Source organism: Actinomadura harenae (genome assembly GCF_003696215.1).
In the GTDB taxonomy this organism is placed as follows: domain Bacteria; phylum Actinomycetota; class Actinomycetes; order Streptosporangiales; family Streptosporangiaceae; genus Spirillospora; species Spirillospora harenae.
Genome location: NZ_RFFG01000004.1, coordinates 105511 through 129684, shown reverse-complemented (window position 1 = coordinate 129684; position 24174 = coordinate 105511). Strand labels below are relative to the sequence as shown.

Annotated in this window: 23 protein-coding genes; 3 read left to right on the top strand and 20 right to left on the bottom strand. The window is 71.4% G+C overall.

The annotated features are described in order from the left end of the window. Position 1: 1 nt before the first annotated feature. The 5 genes from EBO15_RS03655 to EBO15_RS03635 all read right to left on the bottom strand — a co-directional run bounded on the left by EBO15_RS03655 (position 2) and on the right by EBO15_RS03635 (position 5631). Positions 2-820 (bottom strand): ABC transporter permease, encoded by an 819-nt coding sequence (locus EBO15_RS03655; protein WP_122192857.1) that lies wholly within the window; start codon positions 818-820, stop codon positions 2-4. Beyond that, entirely contained in the window at positions 817-1767 is a 951-nt protein-coding gene (locus EBO15_RS03650; RefSeq protein WP_122192856.1) for an ABC transporter permease, read from the bottom strand. The genes EBO15_RS03655 and EBO15_RS03650 overlap by 4 nt, the downstream gene beginning before the upstream one ends. Next, the gene (locus EBO15_RS03645) at positions 1760-3667 is read right to left on the bottom strand and encodes a dipeptide ABC transporter ATP-binding protein (protein WP_122192855.1); all 1908 of its coding nucleotides are present in this window, start codon (positions 3665-3667) and stop codon (positions 1760-1762) included. The genes EBO15_RS03650 and EBO15_RS03645 overlap by 8 nt, the downstream gene beginning before the upstream one ends. 54 nt (positions 3668-3721) lie before the next feature. Beyond that, positions 3722-5059, bottom strand: a complete 1338-nt coding sequence (locus tag EBO15_RS03640) for a serine hydrolase domain-containing protein (protein WP_122192913.1) — start codon at positions 5057-5059, stop codon at positions 3722-3724. An 86-nt stretch (positions 5060-5145) separates the two neighbouring features. Next, entirely contained in the window at positions 5146-5631 is a 486-nt protein-coding gene (locus tag EBO15_RS03635) for a MarR family winged helix-turn-helix transcriptional regulator (RefSeq protein WP_122192854.1), read from the bottom strand. 148 nt (positions 5632-5779) lie between these two features. Between EBO15_RS03635 and EBO15_RS03630 the strand changes: the two genes are divergently transcribed. After that, entirely contained in the window at positions 5780-7126 is a 1347-nt protein-coding gene (locus tag EBO15_RS03630; protein WP_122192853.1) for an FAD-dependent oxidoreductase, read from the top strand. Here EBO15_RS03630 and EBO15_RS03625 read toward each other — a convergent pair. The 8 genes from EBO15_RS03625 to EBO15_RS03590 form a co-directional block, all read right to left on the bottom strand. After that, on the bottom strand, positions 7108-7680 hold the full coding sequence (locus EBO15_RS03625) for a type 1 periplasmic-binding domain-containing protein (protein WP_199744308.1): 573 nt from the start codon (positions 7678-7680) through the stop codon (positions 7108-7110). The two genes, EBO15_RS03630 and EBO15_RS03625, sit on opposite strands and share 19 nt — an antisense overlap. Then, positions 7677-7976: an Ada metal-binding domain-containing protein gene (locus EBO15_RS03620; RefSeq protein ID WP_122192851.1), complete on the bottom strand. Its 300-nt coding sequence runs from the start codon at positions 7974-7976 to the stop codon at positions 7677-7679. Before EBO15_RS03620 ends, EBO15_RS03625 begins: the two co-directional genes overlap by 4 nt. Beyond that, a complete protein-coding gene (locus EBO15_RS03615) occupies positions 7973-8692 on the bottom strand; it encodes a 2OG-Fe(II) oxygenase (protein WP_122192850.1) in 720 nt (239 codons plus the stop codon). Before EBO15_RS03615 ends, EBO15_RS03620 begins: the two co-directional genes overlap by 4 nt. A gap of 19 nt (positions 8693-8711) precedes the next feature. After that, positions 8712-9209: a methylated-DNA--[protein]-cysteine S-methyltransferase gene (locus EBO15_RS47010; protein WP_122192849.1), complete on the bottom strand. Its 498-nt coding sequence runs from the start codon at positions 9207-9209 to the stop codon at positions 8712-8714. 100 nt (positions 9210-9309) lie between these two features. Further along, positions 9310-10095 carry a 2OG-Fe(II) oxygenase gene (locus tag EBO15_RS03605; protein WP_122192848.1) on the bottom strand — a complete coding sequence of 262 codons (786 nt, stop codon included), beginning with the start codon at positions 10093-10095 and terminating at the stop codon, positions 9310-9312. Positions 10096-10243: 148 nt separating this feature from the next. Then, positions 10244-11413, bottom strand: coding sequence for a cytochrome P450 (locus EBO15_RS03600; protein WP_122192847.1), 1170 nt, complete (start codon positions 11411-11413; stop codon positions 10244-10246). Continuing rightward, on the bottom strand, positions 11410-13128 hold the full coding sequence (locus EBO15_RS03595; RefSeq protein WP_122192846.1) for an N-acyl-D-amino-acid deacylase family protein: 1719 nt from the start codon (positions 13126-13128) through the stop codon (positions 11410-11412). The genes EBO15_RS03600 and EBO15_RS03595 overlap by 4 nt, the downstream gene beginning before the upstream one ends. Beyond that, entirely contained in the window at positions 13125-13919 is a 795-nt protein-coding gene (locus EBO15_RS03590) for an SDR family oxidoreductase (protein ID WP_122192845.1), read from the bottom strand. Before EBO15_RS03590 ends, EBO15_RS03595 begins: the two co-directional genes overlap by 4 nt. Positions 13920-14021: 102 nt before the next feature. Here EBO15_RS03590 and EBO15_RS03585 point away from each other — a divergent pair, with 102 nt between their 5' ends. Further along, positions 14022-14861 (top strand): SDR family NAD(P)-dependent oxidoreductase, encoded by an 840-nt coding sequence (locus tag EBO15_RS03585; RefSeq protein ID WP_122192844.1) that lies wholly within the window; start codon positions 14022-14024, stop codon positions 14859-14861. A gap of 13 nt (positions 14862-14874) precedes the next feature. Here EBO15_RS03585 and EBO15_RS03580 read toward each other — a convergent pair whose 3' ends face one another. The 7 genes from EBO15_RS03580 to EBO15_RS03550 form a co-directional block, all read right to left on the bottom strand. Next, positions 14875-15450, bottom strand: coding sequence for a pyridoxamine 5'-phosphate oxidase family protein (locus EBO15_RS03580; protein WP_122192843.1), 576 nt, complete (start codon positions 15448-15450; stop codon positions 14875-14877). Positions 15451-15452: 2 nt separating this feature from the next. Beyond that, on the bottom strand, positions 15453-15809 hold the full coding sequence (locus tag EBO15_RS03575; RefSeq protein ID WP_122192842.1) for a hypothetical protein: 357 nt from the start codon (positions 15807-15809) through the stop codon (positions 15453-15455). A 16-nt stretch (positions 15810-15825) separates the two neighbouring features. Then, positions 15826-16977, bottom strand: a complete 1152-nt coding sequence (locus tag EBO15_RS03570; RefSeq protein WP_158628123.1) for a peptidogalycan biosysnthesis protein — start codon at positions 16975-16977, stop codon at positions 15826-15828. Positions 16978-17071: 94 nt separating this feature from the next. Next, entirely contained in the window at positions 17072-17827 is a 756-nt protein-coding gene (locus EBO15_RS03565; protein ID WP_122192840.1) for a class I SAM-dependent methyltransferase, read from the bottom strand. Between the two features lie 257 nt (positions 17828-18084). Continuing rightward, positions 18085-18627: an EF-hand domain-containing protein gene (locus tag EBO15_RS03560; protein WP_199744307.1), complete on the bottom strand. Its 543-nt coding sequence runs from the start codon at positions 18625-18627 to the stop codon at positions 18085-18087. 1090 nt (positions 18628-19717) lie between these two features. Then, complete coding sequence (locus tag EBO15_RS03555) at positions 19718-21511, bottom strand: serine/threonine protein kinase (RefSeq protein ID WP_158628122.1); 1794 nt, start codon at positions 21509-21511, stop codon at positions 19718-19720. Positions 21512-21675: 164 nt separating this feature from the next. Beyond that, positions 21676-22968, bottom strand: a complete 1293-nt coding sequence (locus EBO15_RS03550; RefSeq protein ID WP_122192837.1) for a cryptochrome/photolyase family protein — start codon at positions 22966-22968, stop codon at positions 21676-21678. Positions 22969-23105: 137 nt separating this feature from the next. Between EBO15_RS03550 and EBO15_RS03545 the strand changes: the two genes are divergently transcribed. Continuing rightward, on the top strand, positions 23106-24056 hold the full coding sequence (locus EBO15_RS03545) for a MerR family transcriptional regulator (RefSeq protein ID WP_158628121.1): 951 nt from the start codon (positions 23106-23108) through the stop codon (positions 24054-24056). Positions 24057-24174 lie beyond the last annotated feature (118 nt).

Below are 24174 nucleotides of genomic sequence, written 5' to 3'. Positions count from 1 at the left end.
GCTAGCTCCTTGCTGAGGTGGGGCGCCCGATCGCGTCCCGGAGGGCGTCGGCGAGCAGGTTGAGGGCGAGGACCGTGAGGATGATGCAGGCGCCGACCGGGTAGATCAGCCACCAGTAGTCGGCGGAGATGTAGGTGACGCCGCTGGCGAGCTGGCTGCCCCAGTCCGCCGTGGGATAGGTCAGGCCGAAGCCGAGGAAGCCGAGCGCGGACACGACGATGATCGCGTCGGCCACCTGGAAGGTGACGGTCACGATGATCACGCCGAGCGCGTTGGGGATCAGGTGGGTGAGGATGACCCGCCGCCGCGAGGCGCCCATGACCTTGGCCGCCAGGACGAACTCCCGGACCCGCAGCGTCAGCACCTCCCCGCGGACCAGCCGCGCCGACAGCAGCCAGGAGAAACCGCCGATGACCAGGCTCAGCGACAGCGCGTCGGCGTGGAACCGGGCGGAGAGGATCAGCACGAAGAACAGGAACGGGATCGACAGCATCACGTCGACCAGCCGCATCATGAACCCGTCCACCACTCCCCCGGCGAGCCCGGCGACCGCGCCGTAGAGCGTGCCGATCGTGGTCGCGACGAGCGCGGCCAGCAGGCTGATCTCCAGCGACACCCGGCCGCCGGTCATCAGCCGTCCGAGCACGTCGAAGCCGTTGGTGTCGGTGCCGAGAGGATGGTCGCCGCCGGGGGGCAGCGCCGCGTCGACGAGGTCGACGTCGGTCTGGTTCGTCGGATGCAGCAGCGGGCCGAGGACGCAGAACCCCACGACCAGCAGCAGGAGCAGGCCACCGGCGAGCGCGAGCGGATGCCGCCTCATTTCCCCACCTCGATTCGGCGATCGGCGGCGGCGACCAGGACGTCGGCGAGGAAGTTGCCGACGACGGTCAGGAGGCCGCCCATGAGGGTGTAGGCGAGGAGCAGGGGATAGTCCTCGCGTTGCAGGCTGTTCAGGAAGAGCAGGCCGAGGCCCGGGTAGTTGAAGAGCGACTCGACGATGACGTTCCCGGCGAGCAGCGTCGGGACCAGCGTCCCGACCAGCGTGATCAGCGGCATGCAGGCGTTCCGGAGCAGGTGGCGGGTCAGGATCTGCCGTTCCCGCAGGCCCTTGGCCCGCGCGACGCGGATGTAGTCCTGGCCGAGCTGGTCCAGCGCCGAGGAGCGCTGGTGCTGCGCGAAGACGGCGACGCTCCCCGCGGCCAGCGTGATCACCGGCAGGGTCATGGCCCGCGGATCGGTGAAGACCGCCCAGGGCGAGTGCGACTGGGACGCCTCGGCCGGGAAGAGGCCCACCTGCTGGCTGAACACCGCGATCAGGACGAGTCCGAGCAGGAACGACGGCGTCGCGTACAGCATGTAGGACACGGCCGTGGCCGCCCGGTCGAGCAGGCCGTTGCGCCGGACGGCCTGGAGGATCCCGAGCGGGACCGCGACGGCCAGCGCCAGGACGAGCCCGGCCAGCGACAGCATCGCGCTCCGCCCGGCGTTCTGCGCGATCAGCGTGGAGACGTTCTCGTTCAACTTGTAGGACCGGCCGAGGTCCCCCTGGAGCAGCTGCTTCAGGTAGTCGAGGTACTGCACGACCACGGGCCGGTCGAAGCCGTGCTCGTGGTTGAACGCCGCCACCGCCTCGGGCGACACCCGCTGGCCGAGCACGACCCGGCCCGGACTGTCCGAGACCAGGTGCAGCATGAAGTAGACGACCGCGGAGATCCCGAGCATGACGAGAGCGGAGACCACCAGGCGGTGGAGAACATACTTAGCCATTCCGGCCCTCTCGCAACGGATAGTGGCAGGCCACCCGGTGAGTGCCGGTGACCGGCGTCATCGGGGGCTCGGTCGTGGCGCACTCCTCGGTGGCCAGGGCGCACCGGGTGCGGAACCGGCAGCCGCTGGGCGGGTCGACGGGGCTGGGCGGCTCGCCGCGCACCGGCGTTCCCGTCCGCTCGCCCTCCGGGACGGCGGCCAGCAGGCCCGCGGTGTAGGGGTGCGCCGCGGCCCCGAACACCTCGTCCGTCGTGCCGGTCTCGACGAGCTTGCCGAGGTACATGACGCCGACCCGGTCGGCGAGGTACCGCACGACCGCGAGATCGTGCGAGATGACGACGCCGCTCAGCCCGCGTTCGGCCTGGACCCGGCGCATCAGGTTGAGGACCTGGGAGCGGATGGAGACGTCCAGGGCGCTGACCGGCTCGTCGGCGACCAGCACCCGCGGGTCCAGGGCGAGCGCGCGGGCCAGGCCGACGCGCTGGCGCTGGCCGCCGGACAGCTCGTACGGGTACCGGTCGAGGACGCTCTCGGGCAGGCCGACGTCGTCGAGCAGCCCGCGCACCCGCTCCTCCCGGTCGCCGATGCCGTGGATCGCCAGGGGTTCGCGGAGGATCCGCCCGATCCGCATCCTCGGGTCGAGGGCCGCACCGGAGTCCTGGAACATCATCTGGACGGCCCGGCGCGGGCGGGTGATCCGCTCACCCGCGAAGACGACCTCGCCGCCGTCCGGCCGGTCGAGGCCGACGAGCAGGCGGCCGAGGCTCGACTTGCCGCAGCCCGACTCGCCGACCAGGCCGAACGTCTCCCCCGCCGCCACCTCGAAGCTGATGCCGGAGACCGCCTTGACGGTCCGGCGTCCGGTCGGGTGCTCGCGGACGAGGTCGACGACGCGCAGCAGCGTCTCGCCGCTCTCGCTCGTCTCGCCCGGCTGGAACCGCTCGCGGCCCGCGGACGTGACGGGGCCGTCGACCGGGTGCCAGCAGGCGTACGTCCCGTTGAAGGGCGGCAGCTCCTCGCGGCACTCGTCGGTCGCCGCGTCGCAGCGCGGCGCGAACGGGCAGCCGGGTTCGGGGCGCGCCAGGTCGGGCGGGGCGCCCGGGATGCTGAACAGCTCCTCGTCCTTGTCCTGCGCGAGCGTCGGGATCGACGCCAGCAGGGCCCGCGTGTACCGGTGCCGCGTCCGGTCGAAGATGTCCGCCGTGGGCGCGGACTCGGCCACCCGCCCGGCGTACATCACGCCGACGCGGTCCGCCCGCTGCGCGATCACGCCCATGTCGTGCGTGATGAGGATCATCGACATGCCGCGCTGCGCCCGCAGCCCGTCGAGCAGGTCCAGGATCTCGGCCTGGATCGTGACGTCGAGGGCGGTGGTGGGCTCGTCGGCGATGACGACCTCGGGCTCGCAGACCAGCGCCATCGCGATCATCACCCGCTGGCGCTGCCCGCCGGAGAGCTGGTGCGGGTAGCCGTCCCGCTGGACGCCGACCCGCGCCAGCATCTCCCGGGCCCGGTCCCGCGCGTCCCGCCGGGACCCGCCGCGGTGCAGCCGGACGGGCTCGGCGACCTGTTCGACGATCTTCTTGGTCGGATTCAGCGAGGTCAGCGAGTCCTGGAAGATCATCGCGACCTCGCCGCCCCGGTACCGCCGGGGGTCCATCGCGAGCAGGTCCCGGCCGCCGAGCTCGATCGAGCCGCCGGTCACCCGCCCGCCGGCCGGCAGCATGCCCATGATCGCGAGGCCGGTCATGGACTTGCCGGACCCGGTCTCCCCCACGATCCCGAGGGTCTCCCCGCGCCCCAGCTCGAGGGTGACGTCCGCGACAGGGCGGACAAGCCTGTCACCACGCCTGATCTCCACGGACAGGCCGCGGACGATCAGATTCTTCTGCGAATCCATTCGACGATATTGGGGGCCGTACCACGACCGGTGTTCGTCCGGTCCGGCGAATGTTCAGCCCCGGTTTCGTCCGTCCGCACCAACATCCGCCCGCACGTCCGCACGGGCGTCCGCCCGGATGTCCGCGCGGCCTGTGTGCAGGTAGAGGGCCTTTCCTTCGCCGTCGTCCCCCAGGAACGCGACGGGCCCGTGCCCGGGCGCGACGGGGAGCAGCGCGTCGCCCCGCCATGCGACGAGTTCCGTCCGGAACGGCTCGTCCCCGACCTCCGCCGCGATCCCCAGCGGGACCCGGTCGAGCCACAGCCGTCCGGTGTCGTCCTCGCTGACCGTGGTCGCGCTCGTGTCCGACACGTAGGTGCCGGTATGGCGCGTCGCGTTCACGCGGGCCGCCGGGTCGGGGACCGGCTCGTCCGGCAGCTCCAGCACCCACCCGCTGATCTCCTTCATCAGCGGTTTGGGGTTCCCGCCGTTGGTGAGGATCGCGAGGACCACGTCGCGCGCGGGATCCACGCGCAGGATCGCCGACTGCCCGATCGTGTTCCCGTCGTGGCCGAAGACGGGCCCGCCCGGCAGGTCATAGAGCTCCCAGCCCAGGCCCCAGGCCGTCCCCCATCCGATGTCCGGCAGTGTGACCTGCGGTTCCCGCATGGCGTGCAGGCTCGGGTCGGCGAGGTGCGCCCTGGCGAAGGCCACCAGGTCCCTCGGCGTCATGGCGAGCATCGACCCCGCGGGGGCGTTCGACCGGGCCATCGCCCACACCGGGCTCGGCATGCCCCCGAGATGCCCCACCGCCGCCCGGTGCAGGATCGCCTCGTACGGGTCGTTCGCCGCGTGCGTCATGCCGAACGGCGTGAACAGGTGATCCCTCATGCACGCGTCGAACGGCTTGCCCCGCACGACCTCGACGATCCGTCCCAGCACGCTGTAACCGGCGTTGTTGTAGGAGAACATCTCGCCGGGCTCGAAGAGCTGCGGGACCTCCGCCAGCAGGTCCACGTACAGGGCCAGGCAGTCGTCACCCTTGCCCGTGTCAGTGAAGATGTCCCCTTCGAACCCCGCCGTGTGGGACATCAGCTGCCGGACGGTGACCTCCGGAAACCCCGTCCGGAACCCGGGAAGGTAGGTCCCCACCGGGGCGTCGAGGTCGATCGCGTCTTCCCCGGCCAGTTGCATCACGAGGGTCGCGGTCAGAACCTTGGTGACGGACCCGATCTGGAACACCGAGTCGACCGTCGCCCCCACGCCGGTGGCGGTGCTCAGGACCCCGGCCGCCTCTTCGACCATCTCCCCGCCGGTGCCGATGGCCACGGCCACCCCCGGCACCCCGTGTTCCTCCGCCAGCCCCGGCAGCCGCTCCCGCAACCGCCTCTCAAGCACATCAACCCTCATCATCCGCCCCACCGTAGCCAGCCGGCCGCCGCCTGAACTCGTCCGGACCGACCACCGTCACCGGCCCGTTTCGTCGTCCCGGCCAAGCCCTAGCCTCGGGCGAGGCGTTCGGCGTGGTCGTGGTGCCGGCGGGTGGCGAAGCGCAGGAAGTCGATCATCCGGGTCAGGTCGGCCGCGTCCAGCTCGCGGAGGTAGACGGCGCCCTCCTGGGCGATCGGCGCGAAGATCTCGGCGACCATCGCGTAGCTCTTCTCGGTGGGCTGGACGGTCACGCGCCGCCGGTCGGCGGTGTCCCGTACCCGGGTCGCATAGCCGGAGCGCTCCAGCCGGTCGATGGCGGTCGTCACGCCGCCGGTCGTCAGCCCGGCCGCGGCGGCCAGCTCCCCCGGGCTCATCGGGGCGGGGCCGAAGAGCAGCTCCAGGCAGCGCAGGTCGGTGCGGTTGAGCCCCAGCCGGTCGGCGACGCGCTGGTCCAGCGTGTCGGTGGACCGCTGGAACTCCTGCATGACCTGCCCGAACTCCTCGATCAACTGCTCGCGGGCATCGGTCGCCCCCGCCTCCTGCGGCACGGTCACGTCGGCTCCTCCCGAGATCTCTTGACATTCTAGCGATCCACTTCTACGGTCTCCTCGTAGATTACTAGAGAATCTAGTGACTAGATAGTCTGCCAATCAAACCTCCCCTCCCCTCCGGGGCCCGCCGTGACCGAACTGGAGACGCCTCATGTCCGACAACCGTCCGCACGTCCTGGTCATCGGGGCCGGGTTCGGCGGGCTCACGCTCGCTCACGGCCTTCGGAAGGCCGGTGTGTCCGTCGCGGTCCACGAGAGGCAGCGCAGCCGCACCGACGGCCTGTACGGCTACCGGGTCGGCATCGACCCGGCCGGCAACCGGGCGCTCAAGGAGTGCCTGCCGCCGAAACTCTTCGACACCTTCCTGGCCACCTGCGCGCGTACGCCGCTCTACTTCAACGTGCTGACGGAGAAGAAGAAGCGCACCGCCGCCATCCCGCTGCGCGGTGACGCCGACGAGATCAACTCCGAGCGTTCGGTCTCACGGCAGACGCTGCGGCAACTCCTGCTGACCGGGCTGGAGGACGTCGTCCACTTCGACAAGGAGCTCACCCACTACGAGCAGCGCGAGGACGGCACGATGGTCGCCCACTTCGCGGACGGCGGCACGGCCACCGGTGACGTCCTGGTGGCGGCCGACGGCGCGCACTCGGCCGTGCGCAGGCAGTACCTCCCGGACGCCACGCTCAAGCCCGCCGGGATCACCACGATCGGCGCCAAGGTGCCCTTGAACCGCGAGACGCTGGCGCTGCTCCCCCGGGAGTCGCAGCAGGGCCTGTCACTGGTCTTCGCCCCCAAGGGCTTCATGTGCATCTGGCACGTGATGGAGTTCGGCTGGGACGAGCGCGGCGGGATCAAGGACAGTGCCGCGGGCAACGACGCGGAGCTGCTGCGGGCCTGGCCAGGGATGCTGTTCGACAACACCCGCGACTACATCTCCTGGGGCATCTGGGCGGCGGACGACAAGTTCCCCAAGGACGTGCTCGACCTCCGCGGCCAGGACCTGATCGACCTGACCCTGAAGCTCACCCCGAAATGGCACCCGGACTTCCGCAGGCTGTTCTCCATGGCCGACCCGACCACGCCGTTCCCGCTGCGCATCGCCACCTCCGAGCCGGTCCCGGCGTGGAAGACCACCAACGTCACGTTGCTGGGCGACGCGATCCACACCATGACGCCCGGCCAGGGCGTGGGGGCCAACACCTCGCTGCGCGACGCGATGCTGCTCACCCGGGCGCTGACCTCGGTCCAGGACGGCTCCCGTGACCTGCTCGGCGCGATCGGCGAGTACGAGGCCGAGATGATCCCCTACGGCTTCGCCCGCGTGAAGGACTCGCTGGCCCAGAACGGCACCTCCGGCGACGACCCGCTGCACAAGCCGGTGGTGGGACGCGCCGTCCTCGCGGGCGCGCGGGCCTACTTCAAGGCCGTCGACAAGGTCCCCCCGATGCGGCGCAAGTTCCTGGACGACCTGTACACCTACCGCGGCGCCGAGTAGGTCCCCGTGCGGGCTTCAGGGTCGTGGGCGCTCAGGTGGTCGCCGTCGACGTCCCAGGTGCCGCCTTCGGGAGTGGCTCCGCGGAGGCCGTCCAGGACGCCTGGTCCGGCGAGGCCGGGGAGCCGGGGGTCCTGGAGGGAGGCGAACGCGAAGGTGCGGGCGGGGTCCCAGTCGGTGGAGTGGCGCAGGCGCCGCGCGAGTTGCGCGAAGCCGAGCGGGGCCGCGGCCATCACCCACGCGTCGGGCCGTGGCGTGGTCAGCCGGGTGGCGGCCCGCAGCCAGGACGCGGCCTCCTCCGGCCAGCTGACGACGGTGAGGACCCTGCCGCCGCGTGCCGTCCACGCGTCGGCGAGGGCATGGGCGGCCTCGCGGGACGGCTCGTCCCGGCTGTGACCGACGGCGAGGATCCTGGTCCTGGCGTCCCGGCATGTCAGCAGGGAGATGAGCGCGGCGAGTTCCGCGTCGGTGTGCGGAGCGGGCGGGGCCGGGTCGAGGCGGTGGACCGGCCAGAGCAGGGGTGAGCCGGGCGGCCTCCGGCGAACGACGGTGATCATGATGTGGCGGCGCCTCCTCGGGTCGCTTTCCATTGGGTGTACCGGGCGGGCAGGCAGACGGCGCAAGGCCGGTACCCGGCGGCCATCGCGGTGGCCTCGTCGGCGAAGAACACCCGGTGCCTCACGTAGTGCCCCCGGGCGATGGCCCGGAGCGCGGACGGGCAGTCGAGGCGTCCGTAGAGGAGCCCGCGGCGGTTCCCGCCCAGCGTGCCGGGTGCCGGGCTGGAGTAGGGGCGGGCGTCCGGCCCGAGGAGGGTGTAGGTCCGTTCCTGGGGCCGTGTCGGCGTCCCGGTCATGCCGCGTCGTGGAAGACGAGTCCGAGCGTGCGCCGCCGTCCGGTGCGGACGGTGCTCACCCCGTGCCGCATCGGCCCGTTCGACCAGCCCCGCTTCGAGGGCACCGGCCGGTCCCGCGTGGTGAAGATCAGCCCGTGGCCCTGGGGAAGGGTGGTGGACGACCCTCGCGACTGCGCGCGGGGACGCTGCTCGGTCATGATGAACTCGCCGCCGGTGAAGTCCGTGCCGGGGGCGTCGAGGCCGATGACGACCTGGAGCGGGAAGAGCATCTCGCCGAACACGTCGCGGTGCAGGGCGTTCCAGTCGCCGGGGCCGTAGCGCAGCAGGATCTGGGCCGATCTGCCCTGCCCCGCCGCATGGCACATCTCCACCCACGTCGCAAGGTCGTCCGGCCAGGGCGCCGGACGGCCGAGCCTGCCGGCCCAGTCGCGGGCCACGGGCAGCAGCCTCGGGTAGAACGCCGCCCGCAGTTCGGCGACCGTCTCGGGCAGGTCGTGGGTGAAGTAGCGGTACTGGCCGGAGCCGAAGCGGTGCCGGGCCATGTCGACGGTGGTGCGGAAGTGCTCCTCCTGGCCGTACAGGTCGGCGATCCCCCGGCACTCGGCGGGGGTGAGCAGCGGCCCGGTGAGCGCGTGGCCGAACTCGCCGAGCTCGGACGCCAGGGCCTTCCAGTCCTGGCGTCCGACCCGCTCGGCCGGGGTGACGGTGTCCTTCATGGTGCTGTTCCTCGCGGGTTCAGGCGGACCGGTGGGAGTTCTCCAGGTCCAGGAGCCGCTGCTTGCGCTCCGGGCCTCCGGCGTAGCCGCTCAGTTCCCCGTTCGACCGGATGACGCGGTGGCAGGGCCGGACGACCAGGAGCGGGTTGGCGCCGATCGCGGTGGCGACGGCCCGCACCGCGGAGGCCGAGGCGCCGATCCGCGCGGCGACCGCGCCGTAGCTGACGGTCGTGCCGTAGGGAATGTCGTCCAGCGCCGCCCAGACCTGCCGCTGGAACTCGGTCCCCTCGCAGGTGAACGCGAGGTCGAACGTGGCCAGCTCACCCGCGAAGTAGGCCTCCAGCTGCCGGGCGACCTCGGCGAACGGCCGCGGATCGCGGCGCTGGACGGACGAGACGTCCGGGGCGTTCTTCTGGCCGGGCATGGACAGCGAGGTCAGCGTGACGCCGTCCCCGGCCGGCTCGCCGACCAGGAGCAGCTCTCCGAGCGGGGTGCCGAGCGTCGTGCAGACGGTCATGATCGTTCCTCCTTCGTCGTGTTCCGTCTTCCAGCCTGGGCCGTTCCAGCCCGGATGGCTGGCGGTTTTCGGACATCACGTTGAGGGGGCGCGGCACCGGTCAGCGGGCGTTGTGGAAGATCAGGCCGAGGGTGTTGCGGCGTCCGGTCTCGACCGCGTTGGTCCCGTGCCGCATGGCGTGGCGGCGGTAGCCGTGCTCTCCGCGGAACGGCCGGTGCCGGACGGGGAAGATCATGCCCTGGCCGAGCCGCGGCCTCATCACGATGGCCCGGGACTGCGAGCGGGGGCGCTGCTCGACGAAGACGTTCTCGCCGCCGGTGAAGTCCTCGCCGGGCTGGTCGAGCATGACGGCGATCTGGAGGGGGAAGACGATGTCGCCGTAGACGTCCTGGTGGAGGCAGGCGTAGTCACCCGGTCCGTAGCGCAGGATCAGCGGGGTGGGGCGCCGCTGCCCGTTGTCCGCGCATTCGGCGACCAGTTCGGACAGCGATCCGGGGAAGGCGCGTTCGCCCAGCTGCGCCGCCCACCGGTTCGCCATCCAGGCCAGTGGCGGGTAGAGCCGTTCGCGCAGCGTCCGAATCAGCGGGACGGCGGCGGGGTCCGCGTAGTACTTGTAGGTTCCGCGCCCGAAACCGTGACGCTGCATCACCACGGTGGAGCGGAAGAGTCCGGGGTCGTCGAAGGTCGCGATGATCTCCTCGCACTGCGCGCGGGACAGCAGCGGAGGCGTGAGGGCCACCCCTTCGTCGTTCAGCCGCCCGTACAGCCCGTCCCAGTCCAGCGAGCCGAGCGCGGGCAGCAGGGCGTCGTCCGGGACGCGGGGCGGTGCGCCGCCCGCCGCGGGGACGTCGAAGAGCGGCTCCGCCGCGGGGAAGGGCTGAGGCATGTCGGATCCCTCGGGGACGGCGTCAGGGACGGAGGGCGCCGTGGTGCCGGCGCCGATGGCCGGCCCGAGGCCGCGCCGCGCCCGATGATCACCCGAGCCGGACGCCGATGCCGGCGGTAATCCGACATGGCGTTCGTGGACGGCCCCTTCAGGGCCTCCGGAGGGTGATCGGGAAGCCGGTGACGCCGCGCACGAAGGCGTTCCGGAGGATGCGCGGCCCCTCGGAGTCGGCCCACTCGGCCGCCCCCACCCGCGCGACGAACTCCTCGAAGAAGATCCGCAGCTCGAGCCGGGCCAGGGACGCGCCGAGGCAGAAGTGCGGGCCGAGCCCGAACGCGATGTGGTCGCCGGGCGCGCGCGTCACGTCCAGCACGTCCGGACGGTCGAACACCTCCTCGTCCCGGTTCGCCGACCCGTACATGAGCAGCACCTGCTCCCCGGCCGGGACGGTCACCCCCGCGATCTCGGCGTCCCGGTCGGCCGTCCGGCACATGTTGAGGAGCGGCGTCGTCCAGCGGACGAACTCCTCGACCGCTCCCGGGATCAGGGTGGGATCGTCGCGCAGGAGCCGCCACTGGTCCGGGTGCCGGATCAGCGCGTCGATCGCGGTGGCGATGACCGTCCGGGTCGTCTCGGCTCCGCCGACGAGCAGGAGCAGCGCCTCGTGCGCGAGATGCTCGTCGTCGTAGCGCGGCAGGTCGCCGTCGGCGTTCGCCCAGATCGTGAGCAGGTCCGAGGTCGGGTGTTCGCGCCGGTCCCCGGCCATTTCCAGGACGGCCAGGGCGAACTCCCCGACGGCCACCGTCGCCTCGTGCGTGACGTACCGCCGTCCGCCGCCCGCGTACACGGCGGTCGCGGACCAGTGCGCGAGCTTCGGCCACGCCTCCTCCGGGAACCCGAGGAGCCATCCGATCACGCGGGCGGGGAGCGGCGCGGCCAGCGTCTCCACGGCGTCGGTCGTGCCCTGGTCGAGCGCGTTCTCGATGCAGTCCACGGCCGTCGCCCGGATCCGCTCCGCGTACCGTGACACGCCGCGCGGCGTGAACCGGTCGTAGACCATCCGGCGGCGGCGCGCGTGCTCCGGGTCGTCCTGCCCGATCATGGACGGGTCGGACGGCAGCTGCGGCCGGTACCCGCCCGAGCTCCGCCACAGCCTCGGGTTCCGTTCGACGGCGAAGATGTCGGCGTGCCGGGACACGCCCCACAGCCCGTTCGCCTCGTCGTGGTAGACCGGGGCCTCGGCGCGCAGCCACCGGTAGACCGACCAGGGGTCGGTCGCGTACATCTCGCCGTCGAGCAGGTCGATCGCCGCGTTCACGACCGGCCCCCTCGGACGAGCCGTCCGGGGAGTTCGCCGGTGTGCTCGCCGCCCGCGAAGGTCTGGACGCCGTTCACGAACGTGGCGAGGTAGCCGTCGGCGCGCTGGACGAAGCGCCGCCCGCCGGCGGGCAGGTCGTGCCGCATCTCGGGACGCCGCAGCGCGACGTTCTCCAGGTCGACGAGGTTGAGGTCGGCGCGCATGCCGGGCGCGATGGCCCCGCGGTCGGACAGCCCGTAGAGCCGGGCGGTGTCGCGGGTCATCATCTTCACGACATGCTCGACGGGCAGCTTCTCGCCGCGTTTCCGGTCCCGCGCCCAGTGCGCGAGCATCGTCGTGGGAAGGGACGCGTCGCAGATGAAACCGCAGTGCGCGCCTCCGTCGCCCAGGCCGAGCACCGCGCGCGGGTGCGTGAGCATCTCGCGCTGCGCGTCCAGGTCGAAGTTGGAGTAGTTGAGCAGCGGCATCAGCAGGACGTTGCGGCCCTCGTCCGCCAGCAGCTCGTCGTAGAGCAGCTCCATCGGATCGCGCCCGGACGCCGCCGCCCGCGCCGCCACCGAGGTGTCGGGGTGCGGCTCGTAGTCGGGGGCGCGGTCGGCCAGGGGGAACAGCCGCTCGGGGAAGCCCCGGACCATCGCCGCGAGGACGTCCTCCGGGTCGGGCCGCTCGGCGAGGATCCGGGCCTTGACCCCGGGGTCCCGCATCCGCGCGACCCGCTCGGCGCGGGGCAGCAGCGCCATCTCGACGTAGGACGGGTGGTCGCCGAAGGCGTGCAGCGAGTCCAGGCTGATCAGCATCCCGAACGGACGCGACGCCACCTGCGGGAACAGTGGCGCGGCGGCGTCGGACGCCGACAGCTCCAGCAGCTCGCGCCACAGGTCCGGCACCGCGTCGATCTGGAGGAGCGCGAACGACACGGGCCGCCCGATCGCCTTGGCGAGCCGCCGCATCCAGGCGATCTCCCGCACGGGCGCGTTGACGTCCTCGCCCGCCGCGCCCGCCGGGGCCAGCTCGTACACGCCGCGTCCCAGCTCGCGGAGCGCCTCGCCGATGCCGAACAGCTCGTCCTCGGCGGCGAAGGTGCCCGGCACGTACTCGCCGTCGATCGCCTTGTGCGTCAGCGTCCGCGAGGTCGAGAAGCCGAGCGCGCCCGCCGCGAGGCCCTGCTTGACGATCGCCTTCATCGCGGCGATGTCGGCGGCGTCCGCGGGCTCGTTGCGCGCCCCGCGCTCGCCCATCACGTACGCGCGGACGGCCCCGTGCGGCACCTGCGTGCCGACGTCCATCGTGAACGTGCGGCGGTCGAGCGCGTCGAGGAACTCGGGGAACGTCTCCCATTCCCAGGCGATGCCCTCGGCGAGCGCGCTGCCGGGGATGTCCTCCACGCCCTCCATCAGCCCGATCAGCCAGGAGTGCCGGTCCGGCCGGGCGGGCGCGAACCCGACGCCGCAGTTGCCCGTCACGACCGTCGTCACGCCGTGCCATGAGGACGGCGCGAGGACCGGATCCCAGGTCGCCTGCCCGTCGTAGTGCGTGTGGACGTCGACGAATCCGGGCGTCAGCGCCGCGCCGCCCGCCTCGACCGTCCGCCGTGCCCGTCCGACGTCGCGGCCGACCTCGGTGATCGTTCCGTTCTCGACCGCGACGTCCGCCGTCCGGGGCCGGGCGCCCGTTCCGTCGACGACGAGCGCGTTCCTGATGACCAGGTCGTTCATGGGGCCTCTCCCCGCAGCGCGCCGGCGCCGAAGACCGGCTCGAGGATCGCGTGGTAGTCGGGGCCGCGCCGCAGGTGGTGACCGCCGTCCACGTCGATCATCTGGCCGGTGATCCAGGACGACTCGGGCCCGGCCAGGAACCGCGCGGCCTCGGCGACGTCCTCGGGCTCCCCGATCCGGGAGATCGGCATGCAGGAGAGGTAGTCCTCCAGGACCGGCCCCTGGTCGGCGACGCCCGCGACCAGTTCGGTGCGGACGAGCCCGGGCCGGACGCCGTTGACCCGCACGCCCACGCCGCCCAGCTCGTCCGCCGCGACCCGGACGAGGTGGTCGACGGCCGCCTTGGACGGCCCGTACGCCCCGAACCACCGGTGCGTGGTGGACGCGGCGAGGGAGGAGATCGCGACGAACGCCCCGCCGCCGGCGCGCGCCATCCGGCGGGCGGCGTGCTTGAGCGTCAGCATCGTCCCGGTCGCGTTGAGCTCGAACGTCTGTCGCCAGGCGTCCGCGTCGAGCCCCTGGATCGGGCCGATCGACGTCGAGCCGCCCGCGCTGTGCACCACGGCCCTCAGCGGCGCGTCCTCGCCGGCCTTCGCGACCGCGTGCGCGATCGCGTCCTCGTCGGTGACGTCGGCGACGACGTGGCGGAACCCGGTCTCCTTCAGCTTCGCCTCGGTGCGTCCGCACACCGTGACGAGCGCGCCGTCGGCGGCCAGCCTCCGCGCGCAGGCCAGCCCGATCCCGCTGCCACCCCCGGTGACCAGCGCGGACGTTCCTTCCAGCGAACCCACCTGGGCCTCCCGGTGTGAGACTGCAATCTAAACTAACGTCCCAAACAAGCAATTGGTAGGTTCGTTCCGCCAGGCGGAACGGCACCGGGCGGGAGGCCCCATATGGAACGTCTCGAAGGACGCGTCGCCGTCGTCACCGGAGCGGGCAGCGGCATCGGCCGCGCCCTGGCCGAACGCTTCGCCGCCGAAGGCATGAACGTCGCGATCGCCGACATCGAGAAAGAGCCCCTGGACGACGTCCGGCGCGACCTCACCGAACGCGGCACACCGGTCCTCGCGCAGGTCCTGGACGTCGGCGACGAGCAGGCCGTGCACACCTTCGCCGACCGCGCCTTCGACCGCTTCGGAGCCGTCCACCTGCTGTGCAACAACGCCGGGGTGTTCAGCGGCGGCCAGATCTGGTCACGCCCCGCGAGCGACTTCGCCTGGGCGCTCCAGGTCAACCTCTGGGGCGTGCTGCACGGGATCCAGGCGTTCGTCCCCCGCATGATCGAAGGCGGCGACGAGGGCCACATCGTGAACACCGCGTCCGTCGCGGGCCTGTTCGCCTCACCGTTCTCCGGCCCGTACTCGGTCTCGAAGTTCGCCGCCTACGCCGCGACCGAATGCCTGGCCCACGAACTCGTCATCACCGGCTCGAAACTGCGCGCCTCGGCACTGTGCCCCGGCGGCGTGGCAACCCGCATCCACCAGTCAGACCGCAACCGCCCCGCACCCAGCGCACCGACCGGCGACCAGGCGTTCGTCGACCAGATCATCGCCGACACCGTCGCAGGCGGCATCCCACCGGCCCAGGTCGCCGACCAGGTCGTGGACGCCGTCCGGACACAGCGCTTCCTGATCCTCACCCACGACACCTACCGCCCCGGCCTCACCGCCCGCGCCAACGCCCTCACCGCAGGCGCCCTCCCCGACCTCCCCGACTACGAACCGCGAGCCTGACGAAGGCGCGCCACTACTCGGGCTTCGCTCGCGACGGCGTCCCTCCGGACGACCTGCCGGACGCGCCGCTTGTACGGTTCTCCAGCAGGCGCAGGGCTTGGACGGGTACCTCGATGCGCTGGTCGTGTTTGTCGGTGAGCCAGCGGTCGATGTCCAGGAGCCACCAGTGGCGGACCCGAACCACGTAGAACCTCCGCGGGCCCGTGCCGTGGAACTCGGACCGCGGCAGAAGCCATTCGCGCCGGGTGTCCTCGTCGGGGAAGTTGAGCTCGTAGTAGGTGCGGTGGGCTTCCGCCAGCTGGTCGGAGCCCACGGCATGGCAGTGTCCGGTGAACTGGGCCCCGTCCAGGCCGAACCCGGGAAGGCCGGTCATGTAGATCGAGCCGGACACGAGGGGGTTGTTCTCCACGTTGAGGGAGTGGCGGGCGGTGAGCAGGGAGTAGTACAGGAGCCTGAGGGGCTGGTGCAGGGCGACGAAGTTGACGGTCGACGCCCACGGTTCGTTGCCGTCGATGGTGGCCAGGGTCATGAAACGGGCGTCGGCGAGCAGGTGGTGGCTGCGTTCGGCAAGTTCCTTGCTCTCGGCCATGCTCACTCCCCGGGAGTGTGGTCGAAGCCCAGGGCGACCGGGGGGTCGCTGTGCAGGGCGGCGTCGAGGATCTGCCACCAGGTCCCCTGTTCCGTGCGGCGTTCCTCCCAGACGGGGTCGAGGCTTCGCTCGGCCACCTGGCGGCGGTAGCGGCCCCAGGCGGCTTCGTCGGCGAACGTGACGGTGTGCTCGAGCGTGTGGACGCCCGCTCCGACGGTGCGCACCGTCCACCTTGCGGCAAGGACGGTGTCGAGGCCCTCGTAGAACCACTTCTCGCGTTCCTGCGCCCAGTTCCAGAACGCGCGCGGGTCGGCCTCGGCGGCGGGGGTGAGCCTGATGCGGTAGACGAGGTAGAGCACAGGGGGTTCCTCCTGTTCAGGATGCGGAAGGCGGTTGAGCGGCCCAGTCGTCCCACCCGCGGCCGAGTGCACGGGGCCGGCCTGCCAGCCGGCCCTGCCACTGCCGGGCCACTTCGTGGTTGAAGACAGCGGCGCGCTGGGGGCTGCACACGTCGTGGCCCAGGGCGAGGACGACGGCGGCGAGCGGGGAGAGCGTCGCGCCCCGGCGGGCCTTGACGTCCCAGGCCGACACCGCCAGCCGGTAGCGGTGCAGATTGTGGACGGCGGCATAGTCCAAGGGGGCGCAGTAGGCCAGGACGAAGTACTCGCAGGCCGGTTCGGCATTGCGGTAGTCGAAGCCGTAGTAGCGCGCGTAAAGACGGTCATGGTGGGTGTAGCAGACGGTGACGGCCACCGGCCGCCCGTCGCGGATCCCGAAGTGGCCGACGGCCTGGTCGAGGACACCGCAGCGGCGCTGGGCCGCGAAGGAGCGACGCATCCAGCGGGGGTCCGCGGTACCGCCGTGGCGGGCGCGGTTCTGGGTGATCAGGTCCGCCGCCACCCGGGACGTTGCTCCGGTCAGCGCCCGCCATTCGACACGCGTACCGGCCCGCTCGAAGGCGCGCAGTTCCGCACGGCGCCGGGTACGGTCACCCTGCGGCATCCCCGCGAGGTGCTCCGCGAACCCGCCCGCGGGCAGGTCCATGGTGGCGTCCGCGTCGTGCAGCAGGACCGTGGCGCGGGGATGGGCCCGGGCCAGGTCTCTGGCGTCCGCCGCGGCCAGGTAGGGCATGATCACCCCGGCCGCGCCCCTGGACCTGGCCACCGTCCGCGCGCCGTGGAGAAGCGCGGCGAGCGCGCGATCACGCAGCGGACCGCGGACGCACAGGAGTTCGTTGTACACCGAGCGCCTGGCGCCCAGCCACAGCCAGTCGCCGGGCCAGGTGCCGGCCAGGCCCGGGAACAGGTCCGGCGGGCAGAACAGGCCCGGGGCGCCGGCTTCGCCGGGCCACGTGGGCATCGCTCCCAGCAGGACGCCGTCCCCGGTCGTCGTGGTCACGACGGTGTCGCTGCCGTGGGCGAGTTCGAGGGCGTGCAGCCAGCGGTGGCTGTTGTAGAAGTTGTCGGGCCCCACGAGTGCGTCCCAGTCCTCGCGCGCGATGGCGCCGACACCGGCGGTGGTGTGCACGGTGATGCGCCCGGGCGGTGAAGACCGTCGGCGAGGAACTCCGGCCGAGGCGGGTGTCGGGTCGCGTCGGTGTCTGCCGATGGTGTTGCGGGTCTCACGGTTCATGCGCGGCGCCGATCGCTTTTCGGCAGTCGATGATCACGGTGTGGGGGTGGGTGAGGTAGTCGTTCCAGAACGCGGCCCCGTGTTCGGCGATGCCCTCCTCGCTCACCACGAGGTCGCTGAACCGCGGGGAGGTGAACCCGGCGTCCCGCAGGGCGTCCTCCAGGGCGGCCCTGCTCCAGTAGCGGGCGGTGATGTCGTGGTCGTGGCCGTTGAACCGCAGGTTCAAGGAGACCGGCGAGCCGTCGGCCAGCGGCTCCCCGGCGGTCATCTGGAAGCCGTAGGGCGCGTAGGAGACGGCACCGGACCGGAAACAGGGATGGACGGGCAGCGTCACGAAGCGTCCGCCCGGACGCAGCGCCCGCGCGGCAGTGGCACACAGGTGACCGAGTTCGGCGCGGGTCGTCGCGTACGGCAGTACATACACCCCCAGCACCAGGTCGAAGGTGCCCGCGAGGCGGTCGGGGAGGTCCCCGAGGAAGTAGTCGACGCCCAGGGGCTGAGCGCCCTCCAGGGCACGGGCGTGGGCGATCATGCCCGCGGAGACGTCCATGCCGCTCACGCGGGCGGCTCCGCGCCGTCTGACGAGCCGGGTGTAGGCGCCCGATCCGCAGCCCAGGTCGAGCACCGTCGCGCCGCGGACGTCGCCGAGGACGCCGAGCACGCTGGGGGTCTCCAGGAAGACACGGAAAGGGGTTGTGGTGAAGTCGTCGTAGGTCTCAGGGAGCGTGTCGAACTGACTGGCCATCCGAATCCCTCCGGGAACGCCCCGGGTACGAGAACGAGCGGGAACGGATATTTCTGGGGGAAGGAACAGCGGACCACGGCCCGCCTCGATGGCGGACCGCAGTCCAGCGCCACGCGGAAATGAAGTGCAGGCGGTGTCAGGCCGGGCATCGGCGTCAAATGAATTCCGGCCAAGGGGGACCGCCGCCTTCACTCCGCCGGAATCAGCGGGAACCCACTGACTCCGGCAGTGCTTTCACTCGTGGTCTCGTTCGGAGCTCAGACGCCGGCTTTGATCGGGCCGATGAGCCAGTTGCCCGGAGCGTCCATGTCCTCGCTCAGGTAGAACTCGGTGATCGCCGTCCGGAACTCCTCGTGGCTGATCGACCCGCTGCCGTCCCGGTCGAGTCGGCGGAAGGCGTCCCTGGAGTGCTTCGGGGGGACGCCGAGCTCGCTGTACATGCGGACGTACTCGTCGTGGCTCAGCACGCCGTCGCCGTTGGTGTCGAGCGCCCTCATCAGGGCGTCCGCGATGGCCAGCACCGCCTCCCCGAAGTGCTCCGGGCTGGTGACGTTGGCCAGCATGAGGGTCAGGAACTCCGGGCGGGTGATCCGGCCGTCGCCGTCGGTGTCGCCGTAGGCCAGCAGCACCTGCCACCACTTCTCGAACGCGTCGCGCATCGCGGAGGCGTTCGCATGGTCATCGCTCGTGTCCAGGTCGGCGAAGAGCTCGCCCATCGCCTGGAAGTCGTCGTGCGTGAGGAGGCCGTCACCTCCCTGATCGAACCAGTTGAACAACATGTTGAACTTTTGGTTTTTCACGGGGGTCGACACTATTTCTTCCCTCTCCGTGCTTGACTGGAGCCTGCCGACTCCAGCCGGGTCGTTAAAACGCTAGCAGGAGGCCGGGGCCGAGCGAGGCTGATAATTCATCGATATTTCGGATGAAAGTGAGATATGGGCGCGCCCGAAGGTGCGACTTCTGTGGTTACCGAAGCTAGAGAAAGGTAACCGATGCGATGCCGTGCGAAATCTACGGGGAATTGCCAGACCACTGAACGAACCAATCCCGCTTCACAGGTGGTCGAGCATCCCGGCAGGCACGCGGGCCAGCGGGCGGGACGACCACTGGCCCGCCCCCCGCGGTCGTAGGCCTTGGTGGTGGAGGTGGTGTCGTCCAGGTGCAGCCCGACCACCTCATCGGACCGGCCCCCCTCAGCGGGCCCGTCCCCGCGAACGGCAGGCGCCGCTGCGGTACGCGCTGCTGCGGCGGGTCGAGGCGCTGTTCGATCAACGCCCAACTGATCCGCACCGGTCACGCCTCCGAAGCCTGGCGGCGCGCCACGCCCGACAGTGCCCACACACGACATAGAAATCACCTCGAGCGTCCACGGAATCTCCGACGCGCACGTTGTCCGAGGCCCCATCACCCAAGCAACGGCACCGTCCCGAATCGAGCCACGTTCCGAATGCGTACTCGTCGTGGACAAGGCCACAGGCCGAACGGCGCTCTGGCCACTCATACCTCTGCAGATGCTGAACTCCGGCCGCACCCCAGTACCGACGCCACGCCAGGCCTGTACTGGTGAACCATGAAGCGCCTGCCATCAAGAAAAGGAGCGAGGTTCGATCCGCCGGGGACGTCGTACTCCGGGACCCGCGCCGGAAGGATCAGCGCCTGGTGGACCAGGCAGGCGTGGCTGACCACGACACGCTTAGCCGTCCGGCCGTCCCGCTGGTGCAGACGACGCCTGCGGGGGCCTCGCCGCCCCGGCAGGCGTCCTCGACCGGACACCATGCCGAGGCTGCCCCGCTCGTGGTGAAGGCATAGGCCCGGCTCCTGGAGCCGTCGTCGGGGAACCCGGTCGCGACCGAGAGTCACGCCACGGCCCGCCGCCGGGCTTCCCGTGATTCACGACGGAGACCTGACGGGTGGAGCCATCCCCCACTGGTTGTAGGTGGTGGTGAAAGCAGCGTCCAGGCGGTCACCACTGTCAACAGAGATGGCGAAATGGAACTCGACCTGCCGGGGAAGGTAGTCGGCTCCCAGTTCGATCCGGAAGACGACCGAGGGCGCATTGGCGTAGGCCGAGAACAATCGCGCGGCCGGATTTCCGGCCACCAGGTCACTGGTGGCGGCGGTGCCTCGCAGAACGAGCCCGTCCTGACCGTGGGTCTGGGTGATCACGTGGCCGGCGCGCAGCAAAGTCGCGACGTTGTACGGCGTGCTCGCCCATCTCACCTGCACGATTCCGGACAGGCAGCCGTCCTCACCAGGGTAGGAGCCCTTGGGAGAGGCGTCGAAGGCCGCCTGATCCCCTGGTAGGGAGCTGTATCCGGTGTTCCCGATGAGGGTCGCGCTCACCGGGACCTGCGCACAGCCCTTGTCGAGACTCATCTGATAGCTGGTGGACGCGCTGCCGTCGAACGACAGATCACCGGTGGCGTGAAGCTGGTACTCCCCCTCGGTCTGCTGATTCGACAACTCGAACGAGGCGGTGCGCGCGCGGGACATGGCTTTCATGGCCGAGGCGCTGACCGCCTCCGCTGACGCGTCACCACGGGTCGTCCGTGTGGAACCGGCAGCGGGCGCGGCCAGTGTCTTGCGCGCCGCAGGCGGGGAGGCGGCGACGGCGGCCGTGTCCTGCGATCGCAGCCCACGCACCCAGAACGCGCCGCCGATCACGCCGATCACCAGAAGGACGGCAGCGGACGCCACGACGGCTCGACGAGCCGTCGGGCGCCTGCTGACCTGCACCGCCGTGGGCGTTACCTGAAGCAGAGGAAGCGCCAAGGTGGCTGCGACCGCCGCCCCCTCCGACAGGATCACCGTGGCATCGTGAGCCACGTGATCGGGCTCGCTGGCGGGGACTGCCAGGCCGGTCCGATCCAGCAGCGCGCGCAACAGGCCCGGCGCGTCCGGCCGGTTCTCTGGGTTCTTGTCCAGGCAGGCGGTGAGGGTGTCACGTAGGTGTTCGGGAACCCCGTCCAGCCGAGGCGGCTCCTGTAGGACGCGGGTGATGACGGCGGGAATCGAGTCATCGCCGAACGGTGGACGCCCCGTGGCGGCGAACACGGTCAGGCTGGCCCAGGCGAACACATCAGCCGCCGCGCCACCGGACCGGCCTGCGAGTTGTTCGGGGGCCATGTAGGCGGGTGTGCCGACCACGTCGCTGGTCACGCCGGTCGCCGTATCCAGGGCCTTGGAGATGCCGAAGTCGATCACGCGGGGACCGTCGGCCGCCAGCAGGACGTTGCCGGGCTTGAGGTCGCGGTGGACGATCCCAGCCTGGTGGATCGCCGCCAGTGCCGTGGCCGTGCCCACGGCGAGCCGGTCCAGCTCGTCCGCGGCCAAGGGGCCGTTGTCCCGCACGACGCGCAGGAGGTTCGGCCCCTCGACGTATTCGGTGACGAGATAGCAGTCTTCACCCTCCATCCCGCTGGCCAGGACTCGCGCGGTGCAGAACGCGGCCACCCGTCGCGCGGCGGAGAGCTCCTTCGCCATCGCCCGCTGCGAGCTCAGGTCCCCATGGGAATGGAGCAGTTTGATCGCCGCGAGGATGCCCTCGTCATCGCAGCCGAGGTAGACCACGCCCTGGCCTCCCGCTCCGAGCCTGCCCAGCAGCGTGAAACCGCCGATCGTGCGGGGATCAGAATGACGCAAAGGCGAGGCGGTGGAAGGCACGCCATCAGACGAGGAGATCACGGGTATTGGAGGCTCCATGCCGATCCGGAAGGTCCGCGGATCATACTTGCGAGCGCATGCCGACGTCCGGAGGAGACGCAGTTCAGACCGGCTGCGGCCATCCGTGATGACATTTCGAACAGTGGCCGGAATTAATCTTGCCTTGGCTGCTGGTGAATGACGGGTTATTCGAGGTCGAGGATCGGGGGTGGGTAGTCGAGGCCGTGTCTGCGGGCGGTGGGGAGCGTCCAGGGGCGGTGGACGCGGGGGCCGTCGACGTCGGCGAGTTCGGGGACGTGGCGGCGGACGTAGTCGCCCGTGGGGTCGAAGCGGGACGCCTGACGGAGCGGGTTCATGGTCTGGCCCGGGCGGGTGTTGTTGCCGGTGCCGGCGACCCATTGCCAGTTCCCGGCGTTGTCCGCGATGTCGCCGTCAGTGAGCCAGGCGTTGAAGTGGCGCAGCCCGTGCCGCCAGTCGATTCCGAGGTCGCGGGTCAGGAAGGACGCGGTGACCAGGCGGGCACGGTTGTGCATGAAGCCCTCCTGGCGGAGCTGCCGCATCCCGGCGTCGACGATCGGGATGCCGGTCATGCCCTCTCGCCAGGACGACAGCGCGTCCTCGTCCTGGTTCCACCGGTGTCCGCGTGACCGGTAGTCCGCGCGGGGCAGGTCGGGGAAGGCCGCGGCGACCTGGTGGTGGAAGTCGCGCCAGGCGAGTTGGCGGCGGAATCCGGCGGGGCCCGCTTCGGCCGCCTCGCGGGGCGAGACGCAGCCGAACTTCAGGTACGGGCTGAGCCGGGACGTGCGGTCGGCGGCGAGGTCGTCGTGGACCGTGTCGTAGTCCTCCGCGTCGTCCTCCAGCCAGTGCAGCAGGCGCCGCCGTCCCGCTGTCTCGCCGCCTTCGGCCAGGTCACGGGACGTCGCGGAAGACGTCAGGTCGTCCAACTGCGGCAAGGAGCCGGCTCGAATGCCGGAGGGGAGGCGGACGGTGCGGGGGGTCGCCGCGAGCGGACGCCACCGGGTCGCCTCCCAGGCGCGCCAGTACGGCGTGAAGACGCGGTAGTGGTCACCGCCGGACGGCGTGAGATCGCCTGGAGGGACCACGGTGATGCCGGGGTGCGCGGTCACCTTCGGTCCGATTTCGCGGAGTCGGGAGAGGCGGCGTCGGGCGTAGGCCGACCGTTCGTCGGCGAGGAACAGTTCGGTCGCGCCCGTCCGGTGGGCAAGGCGCCCCACCTCCGCGACCGGGTCCCCGCGCCGCAGCACCAGGTCGCCGCCCAGCGCGCGCAGCGATCCGCGCAGGTCCGTGAGGGCGTCCAGGAGGAACCGGACGCGGTTGGGGGCGGCGAACGGGCCGTCGAGGAGATCGTCGTCGAAGACGAAGACCGGGACGGTCCGGTCGGCGCGGCAGGCGGCCGCCAAGGCGGGGTTGTCGTGGATCCGCAGGTCACGGGTGAACAGCATCAGCGAGGTACTCATCACCTGGTGTTCGGTGCCGGCGGGGTGTTCGGTTGGCCGGTCCCGTGCGAATCTGCTTCCCCGGGGCAACCGGAGTGGACGCCGGCCACGAACTCCAGGTGAAGGGCCGTCGTGGCGGAGGAATCGGGGAGGGATTCGTGGGCGAGGCTGAGCGGCCTCGGGTGCGGGCGGACGCCGGACTCGGGGTCGGGGCGGTGGCGCGGCGGCTGGGTGTGGCGCCCTCGACGCTGCGCACCTGGGACCGCCGCTACGGCATCGGTCCGAGCGGGCGCAGCCCGGGCGGGCATCGCCGCTACACCGCCGACGATCTCGCCCGCCTGGAGGACATGCAGCGGTCGATCCTCACCGGCGCCTCGCCCGCTGAGGCCGCCCGGGTGGCGCTCGGCGCACCCCTGGTCCGGCCGGTGGTGGCGCGCGGACATGGCGCGGGCGGCAACCGGGTTCCGCTCAGCCTCACCTCAGAGGGGGCGGCCGACCGTGCCCGCGGCCTCGCACGGGCCGCGATGGCGCTCGACGCGACGGCGATGACCGCGACCGCGCGCGCCGCGCTCGCCCAGGACGGCGTCGTGGCGGCGTGGAACGGGGTGTTCGTGCCCGTCCTGGACGGGATCGGGCGCAAGCACGCGGCGTCCGGTTCCCATGTGGAGGTCGAGCACCTGCTGTCGGCCGTCCTGGTGCAGTGCCTGACCGAGACGACGCTGTCGGACGGCGCGCGTCCGCGTCTTGCCGGGCGGCCGGTGCTGCTGGCGTGCGCTCCCGAGGAGCAGCACAGCCTCCCGGTGTACGCGCTGGCCGCCGCGCTGGAGGAGGCCGGGATCGCGGCCACCGTGCTGGGCGCGCGAGTGCCGTCGGCGGCGCTGACGGCGGCGATCGAGCGGATCGGGCCGCGCGCGGTGTTCGTCTGGTCGCAGACCTCCGACACCGGCGATCCGTCCTGGCTCGCCGACCTCCCCCGGACCCGGCCGCCGCTACGGACGGTGATCGGCGGGCCGGGGTGGGCGCGGGGCCGCGTCCCGGACGGCGTCCGTCTCGTGGCGTCGCTGCCGGAGGCGGTCGGCGCACTCGGCGACCTGAACCCGCGCCCCTGACCGAGCGACCACCGATACCGAGATTTACGCTGGTCAGTGGCCACCAGTGCACCTGTTCCGATATTGCCGCGGGTTGACCGGCAGAAGGTTCCCCGTGTCCGCCGAAGCGACTATGAAT

Excerpts from the sequence above, each read along its gene's own strand:
- EBO15_RS03655 (WP_122192857.1), bottom strand. The coding sequence starts at position 820 with ATGAGGCGGCATCCGCTCGCGCTCGCCGGTGGCCTGCTCCTGCTGCTG.
- EBO15_RS03650 (WP_122192856.1), bottom strand. The coding sequence starts at position 1,767 with ATGGCTAAGTATGTTCTCCACCGCCTGGTGGTCTCCGCTCTCGTCATG.
- EBO15_RS03645 (WP_122192855.1), bottom strand. The coding sequence starts at position 3,667 with ATGGATTCGCAGAAGAATCTGATCGTCCGCGGCCTGTCCGTGGAGATC.
- EBO15_RS03640 (WP_122192913.1), bottom strand. The coding sequence starts at position 5,059 with ATGATGAGGGTTGATGTGCTTGAGAGGCGGTTGCGGGAGCGGCTGCCG.
- EBO15_RS03630 (WP_122192853.1), top strand. The coding sequence starts at position 5,780 with ATGTCCGACAACCGTCCGCACGTCCTGGTCATCGGGGCCGGGTTCGGC.
- EBO15_RS03625 (WP_199744308.1), bottom strand. The coding sequence starts at position 7,680 with ATGATCACCGTCGTTCGCCGGAGGCCGCCCGGCTCACCCCTGCTCTGG.
- EBO15_RS03620 (WP_122192851.1), bottom strand. The coding sequence starts at position 7,976 with ATGACCGGGACGCCGACACGGCCCCAGGAACGGACCTACACCCTCCTC.
- EBO15_RS03615 (WP_122192850.1), bottom strand. The coding sequence starts at position 8,692 with ATGAAGGACACCGTCACCCCGGCCGAGCGGGTCGGACGCCAGGACTGG.
- EBO15_RS47010 (WP_122192849.1), bottom strand. The coding sequence starts at position 9,209 with ATGACCGTCTGCACGACGCTCGGCACCCCGCTCGGAGAGCTGCTCCTG.
- EBO15_RS03605 (WP_122192848.1), bottom strand. The coding sequence starts at position 10,095 with ATGCCTCAGCCCTTCCCCGCGGCGGAGCCGCTCTTCGACGTCCCCGCG.
- EBO15_RS03595 (WP_122192846.1), bottom strand. The coding sequence starts at position 13,128 with ATGAACGACCTGGTCATCAGGAACGCGCTCGTCGTCGACGGAACGGGC.
- EBO15_RS03585 (WP_122192844.1), top strand. The coding sequence starts at position 14,022 with ATGGAACGTCTCGAAGGACGCGTCGCCGTCGTCACCGGAGCGGGCAGC.
- EBO15_RS03580 (WP_122192843.1), bottom strand. The coding sequence starts at position 15,450 with ATGGCCGAGAGCAAGGAACTTGCCGAACGCAGCCACCACCTGCTCGCC.
- EBO15_RS03565 (WP_122192840.1), bottom strand. The coding sequence starts at position 17,827 with ATGGCCAGTCAGTTCGACACGCTCCCTGAGACCTACGACGACTTCACC.
- EBO15_RS03550 (WP_122192837.1), bottom strand. The coding sequence starts at position 22,968 with ATGAGTACCTCGCTGATGCTGTTCACCCGTGACCTGCGGATCCACGAC.